Here is a 22,513-nt window from a genome sequence, read left to right as displayed (position 1 = left end):
CCCATCACCAAGGCGTACCAATCATCGTAAACGCTCCCCAATAATAGGGATGGGAAAAAGACACACTCCCCTGAGCCAACTCCTTCGGCAAAGTAATCCCCCCCTGTCCCCTCGTTCCCCGCAACTGTCCCCCATCCAAACTCACCTCACCCTCCAACATCGCCAACTGCGCCCGACGCAGAGCCTCCCCACGAGTCGGCGCAGACTCCAACTGGTCATAAAACTTACTCATCAGCGCCAACGTGCCCACATCGCTACTGTACCAAAGACTCGCCAAAGCCGACCTAGCCCCAGACATCACCGCCAACCCTGCAAACCCCAACTCCGCCTCCTCATTCCCTATCGCCGTTCGACAAGCACTCAACGTCAACAAATCCACAGGAGGATTCCCCCAGTCCAACCCCCTCATCTCCGGCAGTTGAATCTGCGACTCCCACAACTGAATAAACGAATTCTCTGGAGCGCCCTCTTGGAAATCCGCATGAGTCGCCAAATGAACAATCGGAAACCGCCCCGTCTGATGCCCTGCCCGCAAATTCTCTATCGTAAACCCCTCATTCAGAAACGCATCCTCCCCCCCAATTTCTCGCAACTCCACCGGCACAGCAGGTAAAGGCGGCATGTCCTCAAACTCCGAAGCCCCCATAGCCAAAACCTCCACCCCCTGCAAACTCCGATACTCTGGCAACGTCAGGCTAAAACTGGGAACCAACCCCAAACTATACTTCTCCATCAAAAACTGCTCCCCATCATGCAAAACCGCCATTGGCAAAGACCTCAGTCCCCTATCCGGAATCATCACCAGCGTCTCAATCCCCTGCTCCTCTAACGTCGATTCCAATGGCTCAATCAGCAATTCATGCAACCTCTGCGCTGGTGGCAAATAACTCGTCGTTCGCAACTTAAACTGATTCGTCACCTCCTGACGCAACTCATTCACCAGCGCCATCACCTCCTCCCGCTTCACCTCTGGAAAATCCACTTGCATCGGCTCCTCATTCGCCGTAACCAAAATCAAATGCAACGTATCCTCTGGATGGGGCAGACAAGCGGGGGGTTGCCGGGCCCCTTCTACCTCTACAGCAGTGGGAACCGGACATACCAGCGCCGCATTCTCTTCCAACTGCCGACGACCAAACACCACATAAATCAACCCAGTGTTTACAGGCGCTTGACTCGCTTCCTCTAACCAACTCTGAATTTCCCGCAACTGCAAAATCCGCGTATTATTCTCCAAACCCAAATACACCTCATATTCACGGGTAAATTGAGCTTCCAAAGCGGCGATGGTTTGATCTAAACTTACCTCATCTGTAGAAATCACCATGGGTTGCGCCCCATTCTCCCGTCCCAGTAACACCGCATTCACCGCACTCCCCACACCATCATCTGAACCTTCCTCCTCAGAAACAGCAACCCCGACTACTGGCAACGCCGACGGAGGAACAGCAACAGCAGCACCACCCCCATTACCGCTACCATTCCCACCATTACCCCCACCATCACCACCAGAACTAGAGGGAGTTGGCGGGGGAAACTCGGAAATAGAAGGACTTTCTGTAGGAATCAAAGGAATAGAAACCCTTGGCGTGGGTACAGGCGTAATGGGCACACTTGGCTCAATCGTTGGCTCCACTACAACTGATGAAGGAACCGTAGTCCGTGTTGGCGGAGTAGTTACAGCAGTCGGTATTACCCCATCATCCGTCACAATTCGTATGGTTCCCAACGTAAACGAATCGGCAAACTCTTGATTGGATAGGGTAAACGCTCCCGTTGTCATCACCCCTTGAGTGCCATTCACTCCCCCATTGCCCACCCCAAAGGGTTGTATCGGTGCATTCAACGTCCCCCCCTGATGACGAATTTCAATCGTTCCCCCACCAAGTCCCCCGGCGGTTGATATGCTGGCGTTTTGCCCATTTTGGTCTACAAATGTTCCCGTAGATTGGAAAAATCCCCCCGTAGACTCGGCAAATACATTGCCCCCCGTGCCTGCGGTTCCTCCCTGAGCATTAATAAAACCAACTTGCACATTACCAATGGGGTCAAGAAATACGGAACCTCCATCTCCTGTAGTGGCGCTGGAGTCAATATCACCGGTCGTAATTGAAACTTGCGCTTGTACATTAATATCGCCTCCGGCTGTATCTCCCGCAGAAGTCAGATTTCCTGTGGTGATGCTACCAGTGGGACTGCTTAGGGTAAGACTGCCACCGCTTCCTATGGCTGCTGTATCCAAATCTCCGGTTTGAATATTGCCTTGGTTGCTGGTTAAACTCAGGGCTTGGCCACTGGTACTGATCTCTCCTGTCGTTATATCATTAACAGTAGTAATAGATGAACCATTCGCCCCTGTCGTCACATTACCTTGAATATTTAAACGATTTAACGGGTTAATTTCACCGATATTACCATTGAGGCTAATCTCTCCCGTACCCGATTCTAAAGTGAGTCCCGCATTACCATCAATTGACCCCGCAATATTGAGATTGCCCTCTCCAGTGCCCGTACTCAGGGTTGCATCTGCACCCAGATTAATTGCACCATTGAGATTAATATCGTTATTCGCTGTGGTAATATCGGCATTCAACCTGATTTCAGAACCCTCTAAACCAATGGAAGCATCATCTGCTCCTGTCAGTGTGCCATTTACCGTTATACTCGATCCCGTTTGCAGTGCGATCGGGTCTTGAAATGTTAAATTCCCCTCAGTAACGATTGCTCCAGATAAAGTATTGCGTCCCACAGTAATCGACTGAAATCCATTTTGCCACCCTTGAATATCCGTAGCACTTAACTCTAAAGTATTCGGGTCATTATTATCCGTTCCTCCCAGTCGAATATTTTGCGTATTGCTGAACGGTTCCAGGGTTAGAGTCCCCGTACCAGCCAGGGAACTGTCAAAACTCATGTCATCAGCAATTAAAGTAATGTCACCGAGGGGAACCGAATTCCCCACTGCACCAAACCCTCTCAGGCTACCTGTACCCGTTTCTACCGTTAAGTTTTGCGCTCCTGCGGTTGTGCCATCAACCGTATTGTCAAAGGTAAGATTACTATTATCGGTTCTGAAGGTAATGCTATTGCCTAAAATAACGGGATTATTATAAACCTGCTCTCCTGTCGTAGTGATATCTCCATTAACTTCAGTCGTTCCCCCTGCATTTGTCCTGATTTGACTGGCATTCACCGTATCGTTAATTTGGGTTAATCCCGTACTCTCCAGGGTGAAATCAGCTAAGGGATTTGTACTGCCGACTTGTCCATTAAAAGTAATATTTCCTGTCCCCGCATCTAACTTAAAATTTTGGGTTCCATCAACCGTCCCTTCAAAGGTAATATCCCCATTGCCACTCTGTAAGATCGAGTTATTATTCAATTGAACTGAACCGTTATAGGTTTGCGCTCCGGTTGTGGTGATATTGCCATTAAGGGTCGTATTTCCATTCAGGGTTAAACTGGTTAAAGGGTTAGGACTTCCCACCGGATTAGAAAAGTTGATTTCGCCCCCATTAACGTTTAAATCCTGAGCGCCAGACACTGCATCAGAAAAAGTAATATTAGCGCCACTACTGTCTAAAATAACCGAGTTATTTAATTCCACTAAGCCGTTATAGGCTTGCGCTCCAGTTGTGGTAATATTGCCATTGAGGGTCGTGTTTCCATTCAGGGTTAACTGATTTAAGGGGTCGATACTGCCCACCTCATCCCCAAAGGTAATATTGTCACTATTAAGGGTTAAATCTTCAGCCCCATCAACTGTATTGGCAAAGCTGATATTCCCATTACCACTATCCAAAATTACCGAGTGATCCAATTGCACTAAACCATTATAGATTTGGGCTGTGGTGGTGGTAATAGTGTTATTGAGTCTGGTATTGCCATTAACGGTTAAACGATTTAAGGGGTCGATACTTCCCACCGCATCTGCAAAGGTAATACTATCACTATTTAGGGTTAAATCTTGAGCGCCATCAAGGGTTTGCCCAAAGGTGATAGTATGGGTGCTACTGAGGGTGAGATTATCGTTTAATTGGACGGAATTATTATAGGTTTGGGTGTCTGTGGTGGTAATCTCTGCATTGAGTTGAGTTGCTCCAGTAACGGTTAAGTTATTTAAGGGTGCTGTGTTGCCGACAGGACTAGCAAAGGTTACGCTTCCTGAGTTAAGGATTAAGTCTTGATTGCCATTAATGGTATTCTCTAAATTAATTAATCCGCCGTTACTTTCTAAGGTGATATCATTGACTAAATTCAAGGGTGGAGCAATGGTCATGGCTCCATTAGAGGTCAAATTTGCATCTAAATTAAGGTTTTGGCTGCCTTGAATGTTGAGTTGACCAGCGCTTTGGATACCGCTAATTCCGGAAACGGTGCTGACGGTATTTTGAGGGGGATTAATGGAGATATCACCGGTGTCGAGAAAGAGATCGCCAGAACGAGTAATGGCAGCTAGTTGACTGCCTTTAATGTAGAGGGGAGCGGCTTCTGTGCCGATGGTATTGGCATCTAAAAGAACCCTGCCATTAAATATTGCCGAATTAACTGGGGAGCTATCTAAAATACTTCCAGTGGCAATGAATTGTCCGTTTTGATTGGGACTTAAGATTAGAGTGTTGTTAAAATTTAGGGTTTGTCCTTGGAGGATTAAGGTATATTGTCGTGCAGGAGCAGGGTTGCTGCTATTGTTGAGATCTAAGGCTGAAATATTAATCGTGCTGTTATTTTCAATGGTGACAGTTCCTGAAATATCAATCCGTTGGGCAAGTTCTCCTTGGCTCAAACTAAAGAATGGTGCGGATAAATTTGGGCCGAGAAAAATGGTGGCATTTGGATTTTGAGGTCGGATCAGTAAATCACCCATGCCGGAAATTTTATTGTTAATAGAGGGTAAATCAGAAATAAGGCTGATGTTACCCGTGCCAGCACTAATGGGAGCTTGAACATTTAAGGCAGTGCCACCTGTAGCTGTGGCTGCCTCAATGTTAATGTCTCCTCCTCCAGAGTCAATACTCGCACTCCCTTCAATATATACTCCATCTCCCGATCCTACGCTGGTTCCTGTGAGATGAATGGCTCCACCACTAGAGTTGAGAGGTACAGTTAGATGAATACCATTACCGCTACTTTCTGCTGTCATGTTAATATTACCGCCTTGCGTGGAAATAGGCGCATTGACGGTTACAGATCGACTCTGACCTTGGAAGTTTAAATTAAGGGAGTCTGGAGTAGTGAGATTACTGTCAAAAATTGGCCGATTGATAAATATTCCACCTTCTGCATTTAAGGTTAAGGAACTATTGCCAATGCCATTAAAATCTAAGTCAGTGGATAAGGTGATATCACCGAGTTGAGTGCCTCCAGTTCCTGTGATGATTTCAACGTTTGAGCTGTTTTTTAAGGCATCTATAAGTAAGCCAACTTCTAATTTTGCGGAATCTCCCGTGGGGGAAAAGGGATTGGTGCTGTTAATATTACTACTTCCAAACCCTGCTGGAACAATCTCCACATTATAGGGATCGATTAACCATGTGCCCCCCTCGCCAAAGGGGGCGGAAGTATCAGGGGTTTGGCTGAGGTCTAAGGACTGTAAGCCACTGGTTTCGATGAAGCCGCCGTTGCCGGAAATTTGCCCGGCTCTGGCGCTCAGGGTTCCGTATATCCTGGCGGTTTCTTCGGCAAAAATGATGATTTGTCCGCCATTGCCTTCTGCTAGGGCATCGGCAGAAATAACGGAATCTGGGCTGATAAAGGTGCGGGAGGCGTTGGGTAAAATGCCTTGTCCTTGGATATCTCCACCAATAAAAATTTCACCACCGCTATTGATGCCAGATGCATTAATGTTGCCATCAATGACTCCTATTTGTTCGCCTAAAATCTGAATTTCTCCCCCTTCATTTCCCGAAACCCCTAGGCTGCCTGATGTAATATTGAGTCCGCTTGGTGGGGGTAAGGTGATGCCACTGCCGGTTAATTCAACTTGTCCGTGTTGATTAACCTGGAGTTGGCTGGCATGACTGACAAAACCGCCGGTAATTAATTCCGGTAGTGAAGCGGGTTGAATGGGGTTTTCTTCGGTTGTGGGTGTTGCGGATAAGGGTAAATCTAGGGTGAGTAAATGGCCTTCTTGGGAAATACGGACAACTTGCTCGCCGGGAATGGCGGCAATGGTGATTTTTCCGCCAGGTGCTTCTAGGGTTCCGAGGTTAATGGTGGTTCCGCCGAGGAGGGTGAGCTGTTGTTGGGGATTAACGGTTAAGTTGCCTTCGTTGATGATTGTGCCGGGATTATGGTAGGGAAATTGGAATTCACGGGGCGTACCGATTAAGTTGGCGTAAGTGTTGTCTCCTTGGGCATTAAACCAGGTATCATGACCAAATCCGATCGCCGTTGCGGTGGTGGCAGTGAAGTCTGCGGGGACGTTGAGCTGGGCGTTGGGCCCGAAAATGATGCCCGCAGGGTTCATCAGATAGAGGTTGGCATTAGCTCCAACGACTTGAATGAGGCCGTTTATCAGGGACGCTTCACCCCCCACAACCCGACCGAGAATGTTCTGAATCTGGGGCCTAGCAATGAAGTTGGCTACTTCTCCAGGGTTTAAACCGAGCTGTTGAAAGCTGTGGAAAAGATTAGAACCCGCTTGGGTTCCGCCGGTGATGTGATATTGAGGGCCACTAGGAGTAACTTGGGTTCCGGTTGCGTCTTGGGCTGGGGTAATTGAGGGTTGAGCGTAGGCAGGTACTGCACAGGATAGGAAGACACAGAGGGAAGTAATGGATTTCCACATGATCGGGTTGGGTGGGGAGGCGAACTTTTCCCATCATAGCTTTGGGATTTTTGGAATTGCCCAAAAATGGGTAGATGTTTTTCCTGCGGACAGGCTACGCTACCGATTACCGATTACCGATTACCGATTACCGATTACCGATTACCGATTACCGCACGCAGCGCTATAACTTGACTCAAGTATTCGGTGAGATGAAAGGCATCTACGCCTAAAGGGGTGCGGTGTTGGGCGGCTAAGATTCCTGCTTGGGCGTGCCACCAGGTGGCGGTTTGGATGGCGATTTCTGGGGCTTTGGGGAGTTGGGCCAGCAGGCCCCCCAAAAGGCCGGTGAGAACATCGCCACTGCCTCCTCTGGCGAGGGCTGGGGTGCTTTCGGGGTTGAGGTAAACGGTTCCGGTGGGACTACCAATGGCGGTTCTTGCGCCTTTAAGAAGAACGATCGCCCCGGTTTGTTGACTCGCTGCGCGAACGGCTTGGATGCGGTCTACATTGGGGTTAATTTGCGGAAAGAGGCGCTTGAATTCTCCGGCATGGGGGGTGAGGAGGGTGGGAGCCGATCGCCCCTTGAGCTGGGAAATACCGAGACTGGCGAGGTTATTTAGACCGTCGGCATCGAGGATCAGGGGTGTGGGAACTTGGAGGAGAGTGGAAATAATGGGTTCAGCCGATCGCCCAATTCCCGGGCCGCAGGCGATCGCCTGATACTTGTCCCAGTCTAGAGGATCGGGAAATTCGGCGATCGCCCCCCTGTCGGTTTCTGGACAAGGAATAATCAGTGCTTCCGGGAGCTGGGGAACGAGCAGGGGTTTTAAGCTCCCAGGAACCGCAATTGAAAGCATCCCCACCCCAGAAGCGCGGGCCCCTAAACCGGTTAAAATGGCACTACCGGCATATTCCTCAGAACCGCACACCAGCAAGAGATGACCCGCTTTGTATTTATGGGATAGGAGAGGACGGGGAAGGGGCAAACCGGCGATCGCCCGTTCTCTGGTGATACGATAACATCGGCAAGACTCCCCTAAAACCGCCTCAATATCCCCTAACGGAATCCCAAAATCAACCAACTCCACCTTCCCCAAATACTCAACCGCCCCATCTTGCAAACAAGCCGCTTTCCACAGTCCCAAACAAAACGTATAATCAGCACGAATGGCATGGCCGAGAACTTCCCCCGTATCCGTATGGATGCCAGAGGGTAAATCAACACTAAAAACCCGCTTTTGGGATTGATTAATCTGCTCCACTTGCTCGGCCAGATCTCCAGAAATGGGGCGCTCTAGACCAAATCCAAACAAGCCATCAATCAGAATATCGCAACTTGGCAGCAATTCCCCTAAACTCACCCAAGGAATCCCCAAACTTTTGCCATACTGGGCATGGCTTTGGGTCAATGCCTTTAACTTGGCCAACGGTTGTGTAATGGCGACTTGATACCCTTGGCAATGCAATTCCCTCGCAATCACCAAAGCATCCCCACCATTATGACCTGGCCCCACAATCACGCCAATTTTAGCCGAAGTTAACCCTAATGTTTCCCATTCGGCCATCATCCGCCGAGCCACCAACCCCGCCACCTTTTCCATCAACGCTGCTACGGGCATACCTGCCGCAAAGATGCGGTTTTCAATGGCTCGCATTTCCTCCGCAGTGACGACCACTTCAGAGATTTGATTTCGGCGATCTATCATAATTAACAATATCTCCTCACTAATGCATCAACACCTTGCGATCGTAAGGAGCTTCAAAATCCAAAATCGGCCCTTTAGGCACAATTTGGGTTGGGTTAATATCCGTATGACTGCGATAATAATGGCGCTTAATATGGTCAAAATCACAAGTTTCAGATACTCCTGGCACTTGATACAGTTCTTTCAAATAGCTCCATAAATTAGGATAATCGCTAATATGATGGAGATTACACTTAAAATGAGTATAATATACAAGATCAAAGCGAATCAGGGTTGTAAACAAACACCAATCCGCCTGAGTGATGCAATCGCCACATAAATAAGGTTGTTGTTCTAACACCCGATCCCAATGCTCTAGGGCATCAAACAGATCCATCAACCCTCGTTCATAGGCTGCTTGAGTTGTAGCAAAGCCAGCCCGATACACTCCATTATTAATCGGTTGATAAATGGTATCAATCGTACCATCAATAATATCTCTTAATTCTTCCGGGTAAAATGTAACTTGACGTTGTGCCAGTCGCTCAAACTCCGTATCCAACATGCGGATAATTTCCCGCGATTCATTATTAACTATAGTTTCCGTTTTCTTATCCCACAAAACCGGAACCGTCACCCGACCGCTATAATTAGCATCGGCCTTGAGATATATTTGCCAGAGATAGTCAGCCTGATTAATCATATCCGGAATACAACCCACAGCTTCAGAAAACTCCCAACCATTTTGATCGATTTCTGGATCGACCACGGATAAACCAATAGCCGATTCTAATCCCTTTAATTTTCTCATAATCGCCGTGCGATGGGCCCAAGGACAAGCCCAAGAAATATAGAGATGATACCGCCCCGATTCTGCCTTAAAGCCACTCGAACCATCGGCTGTAATCTCATTTCTAAAAGTGGTTTGAGGGCGAACAAAGTTTCCTTCTCGATCGGATTGTTCCCGTCGAGAAACCCATTGACCATCGACTAATAATCCTAAGCCCATAAGAATATTCCTTATAATTTGAATGACACCCTGACCAAAACATGAAATTTAATCCTCAGTCATTTTGAGGATAAATGCAAGAGAAACAAACATCATTAATCCCAACCAAACCAGTAATACCGTATTAAAGGTGGTATGGAAATAACCGCAAGCAAACAAGACCAAGAAAAAGAGAACTACGGCAACCACAAGATAAGTTACCACTTGTCCCAAGCAACCTTGAACAGATCCAGAAAAATCATCATCTGGGGGTCTCATAGACAGAAGAAGAAAAGGTTTTAACGACCAAAGTAAACGCGAGCATTATTCAATCCAGAATTATGTAAAAATAACATCATTTCTGCGGCTTCGCTGCGGTTAGCATAGGGGCCAACAGCAACATGCATTCCCCGACGAGAGCGTTTAGCCATCACACTGACCGTATTGGGAACGATTTGCCGCACTCGATTAGCAATTACAGTAACATTATCTTGAGAGCTAGGAATCACCACATAATAACCTTTATCCCAAACTCCAGCAGGATTAGGATTGATGGGATTGGCAGGGGGAGTTGGGGTAGGATAGGTTGGAGCGGGATAAGTTGAACCACCGGCTAGAGTTTCCCCTTGTCGAGTCACTACTTCAGCTAAAATACCGCGCGATCGCAACTCGGACAAACGCTCCTGGGCCGAACCATTGAATTGAAACGCACCCGCTTGAATCACGGTGCGGCCACCCATTTGCCTCACAAAAGCATCCGGGACAATCCGTTGCACTTGCTCTAATAACAGGGGAGAATTGCCATTAACCACAACCACATAGGGATAGAAACTGGGATTTACATAGGGTGGATTAGGATTACCCGGAATCCTGGGTAGAGCATTACTCGGAGGAGGAGGGGGAAAATTCATCGGTTGTTGTTGAATTTCTGGTGGAGGTAAAAGGAAGGGTTGGGCCCGAGCGCTAGGGCTGACCATTAATCCTAAGCCCAAACTCCCCAGAAGGATCGCCAGATTGAGTCTTGAATGGTGTTTTTGGTCGTTCATGGTCGGCTAAAAATGTAGATCTCCGGATTAAGGAGGGAGGTGTTACCTTAGAAGGGTACACAAAAATAATGCTTTTGTTCACCGTTAGCTAAGTGACCACCATGAAAAAGGTTGTCGTCGGACTCTCTGGAGGAGTAGATAGTTCTACTGCCGCAGCCGTTCTTCATCATCAAGGATACGATATCGTGGGCTTAACCCTTTGGTTGATGAAGGGGAAGGGACAGTGCTGCTCGGAAGGTATGGTGGATGCGGCGAAAATTTGCGAACAGCTTGGAGTCCCCCACCATATTGTGGATAGTCGGGACTTGTTTGAGCAGAATATTATTGACTATTTGGTGTCGGGATATCGGGAGGGAATTACACCCCTACCCTGTTCCCAGTGTAATCGGGCGGTGAAGTTTGGCCCGATGATTCATTATGCGAAATCGGAGCTGGGGATTGATTATATTGCTACGGGCCATTATGCGCGAATTGCGTTTGATGAGCAGTCGGGGCGCTATCAGCTTTTGAAGGCCATTGACCCGCGAAAAGACCAGTCTTATTTTTTGTATGATTTGTCCCAAGAAATTTTGGCTTCTACGTTGTTTCCCTTGGGAGAAACGCCAAAAACGGAAACTCGTCGCCTAGCGGCTGAGTTTAATTTGACGACGGCAGAAAAACCGGAAAGTCAAGATTTATGCTTGGTGGAGGCCCATGGCTCGATGCAGTCGTTTTTGGATCAGTATATTAACCAGAAGACTGGGGATATTGTTGACCAAGGGGGCAAGGTTTTAGGACAACACCAAGGGATTCATCATTATACGATTGGTCAACGGCGCGGCTTAGGCGTGGCCTATTCGGAACCGTTGTATGTGGTGGATCTTGACCCGGTGATGAATCGGGTGATTGTGGGAACCCGCGATAGTGCGGCCGATCCGGAGTGTACGGTTTGTCGGGTCAATTGGGTGTCTATTGCGCCACCGGATAGTCCGATTCGGGCTGAGGTTCGCATTCGCTACCGCTCCCAACCGGTTCCGGTGACGGTGGTTCCTCTACCGGAGAATCGGGTGCATTTGCGCTTTGATGAGCCGCAGTTTGGGGTAACTCCCGGACAAGGGGCGGTTTGGTATGAGGGCGATCGCCTCCTGGGAGGTGGTATTATTGAACGCAAGTCCAAAGGTTAGAGGCTTTCTATAGCATTTTGATGACATGCCCTCTCCCTAAATCCCTCTCCCCGTGGGAGAGGGACTTTTTCCCCCTTCTCCTGTGGGAGAAGGGGGTAGGGGGATGAGGGCAACCGTTGACATGAGGGACTAATTGTATGCAAACTCAACCTGCGATCGCCGGTTATCTGGATGAAGAGGCTTTATCCTTTAGCGATTGTCAACCTAAGCTAGACTAGCGTTTGGGTATGAAGGCGATCGCCTCCTGGGAGGTGGTATTATTGAACGCAAGTCCAAACTTTAGACGTTTGAGATCATGATTAACTTTTTTCTCACTTGGGCTTTAGCGGCGATCGCCCTGGCGATCACTGCCTATCTTGTCCCCGGTTTAATGATTGCCAGTTGGCAAGCAGCGGCCGTGGGGGCGATCGTTATGGGGTTAGTCAATGCTATCGTCAAGCCCATTTTAACCCTTCTTACCTTACCGTTAACCATTCTCACTTTAGGCTTGTTCCTATTGGTGGTTAACGCCATTTCCCTAGCTCTGGTTGGCTATTTTACCCCTGGATTTACTGTATCTGGGTTCTTTCCAGCCGTGCTTGGCTCAATTGTTTTATCCCTGGTTTCCTGGTTAATTGAGCAGTTTACGGGGAAGCAAGTCAGTAATGATTAAGGTTTAAGTTGAGTTAAGGTTTGCCCTCTCCCTAATATCCCTCTCCCACAGGAGAAGGGGGCAGGGGGATGAGGGCAAATCTTTGGGGAATTTATTTAGGACTAGAAGAGGGGGAGTAGTCGGCGATCGCAAAAATAAAAATACCATGGATCGCCAGCAGAGCCAACCAGCCTAGACTAAACCAAGTGAGCCATAGGAGAGTATCGGGCTTAATTTGATGCACAAACCAGAGTCCGGAGTTGATTGCCAAATAGATTGCTACATGGAGAGCAAAGTTCATCCGGTCATCTAAGCGGCGATAGTCTGGATCTCTACGGTCGGGTTTTCGAGGCCAACGGGGAGGCATAGGCGATAAAAATAGAGCAGTTAGATCGGCGCGTAGCGCTATAAATAAATGTATAATAAACCGAATCATTAATCAATAAGTTCCCCATCCCCCCATCTCCCCATCTCCTATGGTTCAACTGATTAATATTGGATTTGGTAATATTATTAATGCCAATCGAGTGGTTGCGATCGTCACTCCAGAGTCAGCACCGATTAAACGAACGATCGCCGAATGTCGCGATCGCCAAGAATTGATTGATGCCACCTATGGTAGACGTACCCGTGCTGTGATAATTATGGATTCAGGCCATGTTGTCCTCTCTGCCATTCAACCAGAAACGGTGTCCCAACGGTTTATGAGCCAAAAGGGGAACCGGGAATCTTAAGGGAGCAGAGGATAACGTTCAGAATAGATTGGGAATGATACAAGCGCTTGAGACAGGAAAATTAGTGGTGATTACGGGCCCGAGTGGGGTGGGTAAGGGAACCTTGGTGCGATCGCTCCTTAAGCGCCATCCAGATATCTATCTGTCAGTTTCCATGACCACTCGTTCCCCTCGGCCGGGAGAAGTGGACGGTACAGATTATTTTTTTGTCACTCCAGAGAAGTTTCAAAACCTGATTGCTGCCGAGCAACTGTTGGAGTGGGCCCAATTTGCCGGTAATTATTATGGCACACCTCGCGCAAGCGTAGAAGAGAAAGTCAAGCAAGGAACCCTAGTCTTATTAGAAATTGAATTAGAAGGCGCTCGGCAGATTCGCGCCTCCTTTCCCCAAGCCATGAGACTCTTTATTTTACCGCCATCGATGTCCGAATTAGAGCGCAGATTACGCGATCGCCAAAGTGAATCCCCAGAAGCCATTACCCGTCGCCTCAACCGTGCCACCATTGAAATTGAGGCGGCTGACGAGTTTGACGTAAAAATTGTCAATGATGACTTCGATCGAGCCTTAGCCGAAATCGAATCCGTCTTATTTCCCGGTCTACCTGAACTGAGCCTGCAACCTTAACCAATTAACTCCCCACTCAATATGTCAATTTTACGGTGCGTTACGCTGCCGCTAACGCACCCTACAGTAAAGCTATTATAGCGCTGCGCTCTATAGCATTAGCGTAGGGTGGGTTAGGCGGCTAAAACCTAGACTGTAATAGCAATCTCTCAATCCGCCGTAACCCACCATTTTAGGGTTGTCACGGCACTACAGTAAAGCTATTATAGCGCTGCGCTCTATAGTGTTTACAAATACTGGAAAATGGTATCAGGCCGATCCTTCAATTTCTCTAGGGTATATTCCCGCCCAATCTCAATTAGCTCATCAATTTTACTCACCTCGAAGACAGGATAATCCTGCAAATTCGGTGTGAGAACCAAGTCAGCAGCAGCAAAGGTTTTTTGCATATTAGCAAGACTATTTGTTCCTATAGACAAACCCAAAAAATCCATAAGTGTCGGGCATTCTATCGGTTTCATCCAAGGATTGATGCGACTCCAGAGAATTTTCCAAGGGGACGGAAACTCTTCATAAGAAAAAGTGATTTTGTTCATCGACCATGGGGCAACACTCGATAGGATAATCGGCCCAGAATGCAATTCTTTCATCGTTAAACTCGGATCGTTATCGAGTCCTCCCCCATCAATAAACAGCTCCCCATCTGCAATAAAGGGAATAAAAGCGCCGGGTAAGGAAGCAGACGCGCGAATGGCTTGCCAAACATATCCCTGACGATGGACTGTTTTCTGTCCTGTAGTGATATTGGTGGAACAAGCAAAAAAATTAAGCCAGAGATCTTCAATGCGAGTGTCTCCATATAACCATTTGAGTCCCCGATCGAATTTTTTGTGACTGAGAAATGAAGTGATGGGAAGGGTAACATCGCTAAAAGCATCATTTCTAGCCGTATTTTCCTTCCCTTTGGCAATTATGGTCGGAATATCCCAATTCATGGCATATGCTGCGGCCAATAACGATCCCATGCTGGTTCCACCAATAAAATCGATGGGAATACCGGTCATTTCTAGGGCTTGTAAAACCCCAATATGGGCCATTCCTCGTCCCCCTCCTCCACCGAGGGCTACACCGATCGCACAACCAGCTAAAAACCGACCCACCCGTTCTATATCTCCTTGATGGTGCGATCGCACATGATGATGCAGAGACAGGGTTCTCGTCTCTAGCCAAAATCGCGTTCGTGTGGGTAAGCTTTCCCCCTCTTCATGGATTAAAATCAAGCTTTGTTCAATGGTGGTGGCTGGATTTTGCTCTGCTTGCACCCGTTGTTCTAGGGGGGTTAACCCTGGATCTGCCCAAGAGTGAGCCACCCAAACCAGATGATCTGCTTGTCGAATACAGCGCTCTGTCCAGGGAGAGTGAGCAGAATCGGCTTCAAAAATAATAAACTGATGGTCTTCCTCCTGTTCCTCTAGCCACAGTTGCAACCTCACACCACGGGGTTCTTCGGGATCGACATCGGCAATATCGGGGAATTCTAACGATTCTGCCAGGCGATCGCGGTTCAGATGCAAAACCTTGCCATGGGCAGATAAGGCCGTAACCAAAGATTCCGTAAAATCCCTGAGAGGCGTTTGTTCCTCGATCGGTAACAGAGCAATCGTTTGATAATCGGTTTTTTGGCTCACGGTACTCGATTCTCGCTCCCGTTGCTTAAACCGCTCAATTAAGCGCTCTGTGGTCTTGAGCAGCAGCACAGGATACTGTTGAATTAAAGCTTGAAAATCTGCTTGACGATACCGAATCAACCAGCTATCTCGCAGAGCATAAACGCTGGCACTTCTGGGTTCATGGGTAATGACCGAGAGTTCGCCAATAATTTCCCCAGAACCAATTGTGCCTAAAACTTTGATCTGACCTTGCTCATCTTCTAACAAGGTATTAAACCGTCCATGCAAGACCCAATATACACTATCCCCCTCCTCTCCTTGCTTGCACAAACACTCACCCCGACGCAGTTGTATCCACTCCCCTCTAGTTTTTAATTCCTGCATACAACCCTCTTCTAAGCTGCCAAAGGTTTGGGAGAAGAAAGCAGTCATTTGCTGTTCTCTTAAGCGGTTCTGAACCAGATTGAGGAAATATTGACCCAGTTCTGGACATTGGGCGATCGCCTCGAGCATATTGCTTTTGGGAAACCGAATCACTTGACTCGCACTCAGCGATCGAATTGAGGCCGTGCGTTTTCCCCCTAACAATACTTGCAGTTCTCCCACCCACTCCCCTGGTTGAATACGACCCAAAACCAGGGGGGAGTTCGATTCATCCCCTTTGTAAACTTCTAATTCACCCTCTGCAACTAAGTAGAGTGCATCCCCTGTTTCAGCCTCTCGGAATAAGACTTCTAAGGGTTCTAAAGTCATTACCTCTAAGGACGCAATTAAAGGATCTCTGGCACGATCGTTTAAGCATTTTGATACCCCAATCTTCTCTAGTAAATCAGTAATATTTGGGATTTCGAGATTTTGATTCATTCTACTTAGGAACCTTCAGCATCCAAATCAATCCAACTTATTTGATATTACCTTTGAGCCAAGATTTTCAGGGCAAAAGTGACCCCAATTGGGGCCTCCTTTTCACTCTGCTAATCTGTCCAAGCGGGATGGGAGAGCAGGGAGTTCATCACCCGTACCCCTCGCAGTTGGTTGGTGAGGGGTAAATGGCCTTTGGGAGCGGTTAAATCCCAAATAAATTCGCTCGGATAGCGCGTCCAAGCTTTACCGGTGCGCCATTGAATTTTCGGCCAGAGTTTATCCCAGTTTTTGCCCAAGGATAACCAGATTTCCCGTTGTACGGAGAAGCCAAATTTACCTTCGGAATAGACGAGCCATAGGGTATTGATGGTGCGTAAATCGGTGCGGGGAAATTGATTGACTTCGGAGAAATACAGCCATTTGCGAGTCATGGCACTTTCTCCGGCTAGTTCACACATTTTTAATAGGGTTAGCCGATCGCCCTCTAGAAATTTCTGCTCGATTAACAGCGCTTGTAGGGGACTGTAATCAATATCGCGATCGCTCTTTAGGGGAACCACCCCTTGGGGAAACTCACGATTGAGAAACTCTTGCACAGCAGCCGATTCAGACGTTCTGAGCTTGAGGAAGACCGTTCCTTGTACCCAAGTGGGATGATGGCGATCGCCCTTCGCCAAAAAATCCATCAACACCTGTTCCCCCGAACTCCCCAAAGTGCTGAGAGTCTCAATGGTTTTCAGTTGGGTTTTCCCATTCGATGATGAGAGGGCAGTAGAGAGTTGTTCGAGATCGGTAAGTTCAGGCACAGAAACAGCAATTAAATCCTTGAATCCCTTAATCGGAATCATTGTACCGCAAAACGAAGCCACTACTGGAGGGAGATGGGGGAGTTTTCGATCCAAGTTGAAACAATTATGATATAAAGATGAAAGATGAAATAATTATGAAAATAACCAGACGGATGTCTTCATGTGTTGCTCCTATCCAAGAACTCTAATGGCGATCGCCTCCCTCGTCCTCTCCCTAGGGCTAACAAGCTGTACAAACCCAGACCCCCCTACCCCCTCAACCCTCAGCTCAACCCCTGAAAACTCAGCCTCCCTCCCCGGAGAAACCGAAAACAAAAAGAAAGTCCTCACCACCTTTACCGTTCTGGCCGACATTGCCCAAAACATTGCCGGAGACAAACTAACCGTCGAGTCCATAACCCGCATCGGTGCAGAAATCCACGGTTACGAACCCACCCCCAGCGACCTCACCCAAGCACAAGAAGCCGATCTCATTCTCTATAACGGCATGAATCTAGAGCGCTGGTTTGAACAATTCTTAGGCAACCTCGACAACGTGCCCTCTGTCCTCTTAACCAAAGGCATTAAACCCATCCCCATTGCCGAAGGCCCCTACACCGACAAACCCAATCCCCACGCTTGGATGTCTCCCCAAAACGCCCTGATTTATGTGGAAAATATCCGCCAAGCCTTTGTTACCCTCGATCCAGAAAATGCCAAAACCTATAACGCCAATGCAGCAGCCTATAGCGAAAAACTCAAGGCCATTGACCAAAAATTGCGCGAAGCCATAGAAAAAGTGCCCCCAAATCAACGCTACTTAGTCACCTGTGAAGGCGCTTTTTCTTATCTGGCTCGCGATTATGGAATGAAAGAAATTTATATTTGGCCGATTAATTCCGAGCAACAGTTTACGCCCAAACAAGTGGCAGGGGTAATCGATCGCGTCAAAAGTCAGAACATTCCCGCCATTTTTTGTGAAACAACGGTGAATGATAAAGGACAAAAGCAAGTCGCCCAAACCACGGGCGCAACCTTTGGCGGCAATCTTTATGTTGATTCTTTGTCTACGGCAGATGGCCCCGTGCCGACATTTTTAGAGCTACTCGAATATGATGTGCAACTGATTACGGAGGGATTGTTGATAAGTAATAAGTAATCTGTAGGGGCAGGTTTACCAATATCCCCAATTCCTATCCATAACCTTTGTGAACCTGCCCCAAACCAGATCAATTATTTAATTGTTCATTGTTCATTGTTAATTGTTCATTGATATTTGCCTGAACTTAACCCATTGGAGAACACCATGCCATCTTTGACTGAATCGCTCAATATAACTGTCGATCAACTCAGTGTGACTTACAGTAATGCTCGACTGGCAATTTATAATGCCACCTGTACCGTGGAACCGGGAACGATTACCGCCCTAGTCGGGCCCAATGGGGGCGGAAAATCAACATTATTTAAATCAATTATGGGCTTTTTACCGCCGAAGCAAGGACAAATTCGGGTGGGTGGTATGCGGGTGCAAATAGCTCAAAAGCGGCAGATAATGGCCTATGTACCCCAGTCGGATGAAGTGGATTGGAATTTTCCGGTGAGCGTGTTTGATGTGGTGATGATGGGGCGCTATGGCTATATGAATTTGTTACGCATTCCCAGCGCTAAAGATCGGCGGTTGGTGATGGAAAGTTTAGAGCGGGTGGGAATGGTGGAATTTCGCCATCGGCAAATAGGGGAGCTGTCGGGAGGACAAAAGAAACGGGCATTTTTGGCCCGATCGCTCGCTCAAGAGGGTAAAGTCATCTTATTAGACGAACCGTTTACCGGCGTAGACGTGAAAACCGAGAAGCGGATCGTTGATTTGCTGATGCAGTTGCGCGATGAGGGACACACCATTCTGGTGTCTACCCACGATTTAGCCTCGATTTCCACATTCTGCGATCGCACCATTTTAATCAATCAAACCATTCTCGCCTCCGGAACCACAGAAGAAACCTTTACCCCAGAAAATCTCGCCATGACATTTGGCGGCTTACCCGTGCAAAGTTTGCGCTCTTTTTCCCCAAATTTCGAGGTTGATTCTTGACTATTCCCTATTCCCCAGCAGTTTTAGGTTCTGTAGGTTGGGTTGAACGAAGTGAAACCCAACACAAACCCAAGGTATTTGTTGGGTTTCGTTCCTCAACCCAACCTACTAAATCTCTCTCCCAAGCTGAAGGATTTATTTCTTACTTATTACTCATTACTTATTACTTAATATCTATGAATTCTTTAATCACCACTATACCCATTTTAGATTGGCTCATCGAACCCCTAGAATATGGGTTTTTAGTCCGAGCCTTATGGGTGAGTGCCTTTGTCGGCTTAGTCTGTGCCGTACTCTCCTGTTATATTACCCTCAAAGGTTGGTCGCTGATGGGGGATGCAGTTTCCCATGCGGTGGTTCCTGGGGTAGTCGTTGCCTATGCTTTGAATATTCCCTTTGCGGTGGGAGCATTCCTATTTGGATTTGGCGCAACCGTTGCCATCGGTTATGTGCAATCAAAAACGCGGTTAAAAGAGGATGCAGTAATTGGGGTTGTCTTTACCGGTTTTTTTGCCTTTGGGATTGTGTTGATTACTAAAATCCCCAGTAATGTAGATTTGTTTCATATCCTGTTTGGCAATGTGTTGGGAATTTCCAACAGTGATATTATCCAAACCTTAATCGCGGGGACAATTACCCTATTGGTGATTGGGTTGCGGCGCAAGGATTTGTTATTATTCTGTTTCGATCCCAATCATGCCAAGGCGATCGGGTTAAATATTCAATTGATGTACTATACGTTGTTGTCGGTGTTGGCGTTAACCATTGTCACCGCTCTGCAAACGGCGGGGATTATTCTGGTTATTGCCATGTTAGTGACTCCGGGAGCGATCGCCTATTTACTCACCGATCGCTTCGATCGCATGATGGGACTCTCCATTACCAGTAGCGTCCTATCGTGCATCCTGGGAACCTATTTCAGCTATCATCTCGATATCTCCACAGGAGGGGCGATCGTCGTACTCTTGACCCTCTTCTTCATTCTCGCCATGGTCTTGGCTCCCAAGTACGGGATTTTAGCCCAAAATTCCCAATTGACATCCTCACCGGATAGTTGAGGAAAGAATACAACAGCCCTGCTATCTCCCCATCACTCATTCCCGTATCATAGATCAATAGTGAAGACATCACCTTTGAGATATTAGAAACATGGGAAGCGAAACAATTGTATTGCTATCACGTCGCGAAATCGACAAAATGCGAAAAGCGGGCCTCTTAGCCAGTCAGTTACTCGATCACCTAGCGCCCATGGTACAACCTGGAGTCAGTACCTTAGAGTTAAATGATGAAGCCGAGCGTTGGACTCGCGAACATGGGGCCATTAGTGCGCCATTAGGATATCATGGCTTCCCCAAATCCATTTGTACCAGTGTCAATGAAGTGATTTGTCACGGTATCCCCAATAGCAAACAAAAACTCAAGGACGGTGACATTATTAATATCGATGTAACTCCGATCCTTGATGGCTATTATGGAGATACATCGCGGACGTTTTTTGTCGGCACTCCTTCACCCGTCGCCAAAAAGCTGGTAGAAGTCACCTATGAATGTATGATGCGCGGGATTGCGGCCGTGAAACCAGGGGGTAGAATTGGCGATATTGGTGCAGCCATTCAAGAGTATGCTGAAGCCCATGGGTTTTCCGTAGTGCGAGATTTTGTCGGCCATGGAATTAACCGTGAATTTCATACCGCTCCCCAGGTTCCCCATTATGGAGTCAGAGGAAAAGGGAAACGCCTGCGTAAAGGGATGGTGTTTACCATTGAACCGATGATTAATGAGGGAACCTATGAGGCTCAGGTTTTAGAGGATAATTGGACAGCGATAACCAAAGATGGCAAGCTATCGGCCCAGTTTGAACATACGATCGCCGTTACCGATAATGGAGCTGAAATCCTTACCTTACCGGAATCCAAAAACGAGTATAAAAGTGCTTAAAAAGCTCAAAGAATCCCCGTCTCTTCAGTTCGGGGATTCTTTGAGTCCAGCCATTGAGTATTTTAGCTGAAACAGCCCAGTAGAGGACGTTGCAAGATATTCTCAATAATGTTGCTTTTTTGCAAATCAGTAATTGGGGCTTTATAATTTTAAGAACACCACTGTTATTGAGAATTTCTCATGTCTTTATGTACTCCCACCTCTCTCAAGGCTGAACTCAATGCCAAAGGTTGGCGCTTAACTCCCCAACGAGAAACGATTCTGCATGTTTTCCAGAATCTACCCAGGGGTAACCATCTGAGCGCTGAAGAACTCCACGATCTGCTCAAACAAAGGGGGGAGAAGATTAGCTTATCAACCATTTACCGCACGGTGAAATTGATGGCTAGAATGGGGATTATTCGGGAACTGGAACTGGCAGAGGGTCATAAACACTACGAATTGAATCATCCCTATCCCCATCACCATCATCATATTGTCTGCATTCAGTGTAACCAAACCCTAGAATTCAAGAATGATACAATTCTCAAGCAAAGCTTAAAACAAGCTTGTAAAACCGGCGTACAAATGATTGATTGTCAATTAACCATTCATGCCATCTGTCCAGAAGCGATCCGCAAAGGATGGCCAGCTATGTTACCAAGTAGTTGGACTTGTTCGAGGGCGATCGCCTCTGGTCATCAGAGCTTAGAAGAGATCCAAGAACACTTAGAGCAAGACGATCCAGAGTCAGAATAAAATCCCATCCTATGTCTAATCAACTGCCCCCTGAATTTTGGCACGGTATTCAACAATTTAACCAACAAGAATTTTATGCCTGTCACGATACCCTAGAAGCCCTTTGGCTCGAAGCCTCGGAACCCGAACGCACCCTCTATCAAGGTATCTTACAAATTGCTGTCGCTATTTATCATCTGGGCAATCAAAATTTACGGGGGGCCATGATTCTACTCGGTGAAGGGATCAGCCGCTTAAGTCGCTATCAACCGGAATATGCAGGGTTAGATATTCGCCAACTACTCCTGAAGAGCAAAACTTTACTGACTCAACTGCAAACAGACAGTCTTAATCCTCCAGATCGGCTCGATATTGACCAGTATTCTCAACTATTCCCCAAAATAATAAGCAAGAAGTAATCAAAAAAACTATCCACGATTCATGCAGTTTACTGGGCAATTTGAAACTCATCAGAAAAATTGGGTCTGAAACCCCGCCCTTCCAGGGCGGCTTTACTAACCATAGACTACCACAATTACATCTTAGGTGCTACAATGTGAGAACTCCTTTGAATCCCACATGGAAAGAGCATTTAACTACCGATTTTACCCAACCTTAGAGCAAGACTCGCTATTGCGGCGCACTTTGGGTTGTGTAAGATTAGTTTACAACAAAGCGCTCCATGAAAGAACTCAGGCTTGGTACTCACTACAAGAAAGAATCGATTACGCTCAAACCTCTTCAATGTTGACTGCCTGGAAAAAACAAGAAGAGTTAGATTTCTTAAACGAAGTCAGTTGTGTCCCCTTGCAACAGGGGTTAAGACACCTACAAACCGCATTTAGCAACTTTTTTGCCGCGCG

Annotated in this window: 19 protein-coding genes; 11 read left to right on the top strand and 8 right to left on the bottom strand. The window is 47.2% G+C overall.

What is annotated here, in order from left to right; genetic code table 11:
* Positions 1–4: 4 nt before the first annotated feature.
* The 5 genes from PJF56_RS05375 to PJF56_RS05355 all read right to left on the bottom strand — a co-directional run bounded on the left by PJF56_RS05375 (position 5) and on the right by PJF56_RS05355 (position 10,491).
* A complete protein-coding gene (locus tag PJF56_RS05375) occupies positions 5–6,790 on the bottom strand; it encodes a CHAT domain-containing protein (RefSeq protein ID WP_283761619.1) in 6,786 nt (2,261 codons plus the stop codon).
* Between the two features lie 134 nt (positions 6,791–6,924).
* Positions 6,925–8,478: an NAD(P)H-hydrate dehydratase gene (locus PJF56_RS05370; protein WP_283761618.1), complete on the bottom strand. Its 1,554-nt coding sequence runs from the start codon at positions 8,476–8,478 to the stop codon at positions 6,925–6,927.
* 19 nt (positions 8,479–8,497) lie between these two features.
* Positions 8,498–9,466 (bottom strand): glutathione S-transferase family protein, encoded by a 969-nt coding sequence (locus PJF56_RS05365; protein WP_283761617.1) that lies wholly within the window; start codon positions 9,464–9,466, stop codon positions 8,498–8,500.
* Positions 9,467–9,514: 48 nt separating this feature from the next.
* Positions 9,515–9,724 (bottom strand): hypothetical protein, encoded by a 210-nt coding sequence (locus tag PJF56_RS05360; protein WP_283761616.1) that lies wholly within the window; start codon positions 9,722–9,724, stop codon positions 9,515–9,517.
* A 20-nt stretch (positions 9,725–9,744) separates the two neighbouring features.
* Positions 9,745–10,491 (bottom strand): hypothetical protein, encoded by a 747-nt coding sequence (locus PJF56_RS05355; protein ID WP_283761615.1) that lies wholly within the window; start codon positions 10,489–10,491, stop codon positions 9,745–9,747.
* A gap of 101 nt (positions 10,492–10,592) precedes the next feature.
* Here PJF56_RS05355 and mnmA point away from each other — a divergent pair, with 101 nt between their 5' ends.
* Both mnmA and PJF56_RS05345 read left to right on the top strand, forming a co-directional pair.
* A complete protein-coding gene (gene mnmA, locus PJF56_RS05350) occupies positions 10,593–11,654 on the top strand; it encodes a tRNA 2-thiouridine(34) synthase MnmA (protein ID WP_283761614.1) in 1,062 nt (353 codons plus the stop codon).
* Between the two features lie 295 nt (positions 11,655–11,949).
* Positions 11,950–12,306: a phage holin family protein gene (locus PJF56_RS05345; RefSeq protein WP_283761613.1), complete on the top strand. Its 357-nt coding sequence runs from the start codon at positions 11,950–11,952 to the stop codon at positions 12,304–12,306.
* Positions 12,307–12,397: 91 nt separating this feature from the next.
* Here PJF56_RS05345 and PJF56_RS05340 read toward each other — a convergent pair whose 3' ends face one another.
* Complete coding sequence (locus PJF56_RS05340) at positions 12,398–12,652, bottom strand: 2TM domain-containing protein (RefSeq protein ID WP_283761612.1); 255 nt, start codon at positions 12,650–12,652, stop codon at positions 12,398–12,400.
* A gap of 109 nt (positions 12,653–12,761) precedes the next feature.
* Between PJF56_RS05340 and remA the strand changes: the two genes are divergently transcribed.
* Entirely contained in the window at positions 12,762–13,019 is a 258-nt protein-coding gene (gene remA / locus PJF56_RS05335; protein WP_283761611.1) for an extracellular matrix/biofilm regulator RemA, read from the top strand.
* Positions 13,020–13,053: 34 nt separating this feature from the next.
* The gene (gene gmk / locus PJF56_RS05330) at positions 13,054–13,644 is read left to right on the top strand and encodes a guanylate kinase (RefSeq protein ID WP_283761610.1); all 591 of its coding nucleotides are present in this window, start codon (positions 13,054–13,056) and stop codon (positions 13,642–13,644) included.
* A 227-nt stretch (positions 13,645–13,871) separates the two neighbouring features.
* On the opposite strand, the gene PJF56_RS05325 is transcribed toward gmk, so the two are convergent.
* Positions 13,872–16,118 (bottom strand): cyclic nucleotide-binding domain-containing protein, encoded by a 2,247-nt coding sequence (locus PJF56_RS05325; RefSeq protein WP_283761609.1) that lies wholly within the window; start codon positions 16,116–16,118, stop codon positions 13,872–13,874.
* Positions 16,119–16,228: 110 nt separating this feature from the next.
* Positions 16,229–16,966: a GUN4 N-terminal ARM-like repeat domain-containing protein gene (locus PJF56_RS05320; protein WP_347179451.1), complete on the bottom strand. Its 738-nt coding sequence runs from the start codon at positions 16,964–16,966 to the stop codon at positions 16,229–16,231.
* A 121-nt stretch (positions 16,967–17,087) separates the two neighbouring features.
* Between PJF56_RS05320 and PJF56_RS05315 the strand changes: the two genes are divergently transcribed.
* The 7 genes from PJF56_RS05315 to PJF56_RS05285 all read left to right on the top strand — a co-directional run.
* Complete coding sequence (locus tag PJF56_RS05315) at positions 17,088–18,065, top strand: metal ABC transporter substrate-binding protein (protein ID WP_283761607.1); 978 nt, start codon at positions 17,088–17,090, stop codon at positions 18,063–18,065.
* A 147-nt stretch (positions 18,066–18,212) separates the two neighbouring features.
* Positions 18,213–18,995 carry a metal ABC transporter ATP-binding protein gene (locus PJF56_RS05310; RefSeq protein ID WP_283761606.1) on the top strand — a complete coding sequence of 261 codons (783 nt, stop codon included), beginning with the start codon at positions 18,213–18,215 and terminating at the stop codon, positions 18,993–18,995.
* A gap of 176 nt (positions 18,996–19,171) precedes the next feature.
* Positions 19,172–20,053: a metal ABC transporter permease gene (locus tag PJF56_RS05305; RefSeq protein ID WP_283761605.1), complete on the top strand. Its 882-nt coding sequence runs from the start codon at positions 19,172–19,174 to the stop codon at positions 20,051–20,053.
* A gap of 91 nt (positions 20,054–20,144) precedes the next feature.
* Positions 20,145–20,933: a type I methionyl aminopeptidase gene (map, locus tag PJF56_RS05300; RefSeq protein ID WP_283761604.1), complete on the top strand. Its 789-nt coding sequence runs from the start codon at positions 20,145–20,147 to the stop codon at positions 20,931–20,933.
* A gap of 180 nt (positions 20,934–21,113) precedes the next feature.
* Complete coding sequence (locus PJF56_RS05295) at positions 21,114–21,671, top strand: ferric uptake regulation protein (RefSeq protein ID WP_283761603.1); 558 nt, start codon at positions 21,114–21,116, stop codon at positions 21,669–21,671.
* A gap of 11 nt (positions 21,672–21,682) precedes the next feature.
* Positions 21,683–22,069, top strand: a complete 387-nt coding sequence (locus PJF56_RS05290) for a DUF309 domain-containing protein (RefSeq protein ID WP_283761602.1) — start codon at positions 21,683–21,685, stop codon at positions 22,067–22,069.
* Between the two features lie 160 nt (positions 22,070–22,229).
* On the top strand, positions 22,230–22,513 hold a 284-nt coding region (locus PJF56_RS05285; protein WP_283761601.1), incomplete at its 3' end, for a helix-turn-helix domain-containing protein.

This window comes from Roseofilum halophilum BLCC-M91, assembly GCF_030068445.1.
In the GTDB taxonomy this organism is placed as follows: Bacteria; Cyanobacteriota; Cyanobacteriia; order Cyanobacteriales; family Desertifilaceae; genus Roseofilum; species Roseofilum halophilum.
Note: the sequence above shows the minus strand (reverse complement) of the source record. Positions and strands in the feature narration are given on the sequence as shown.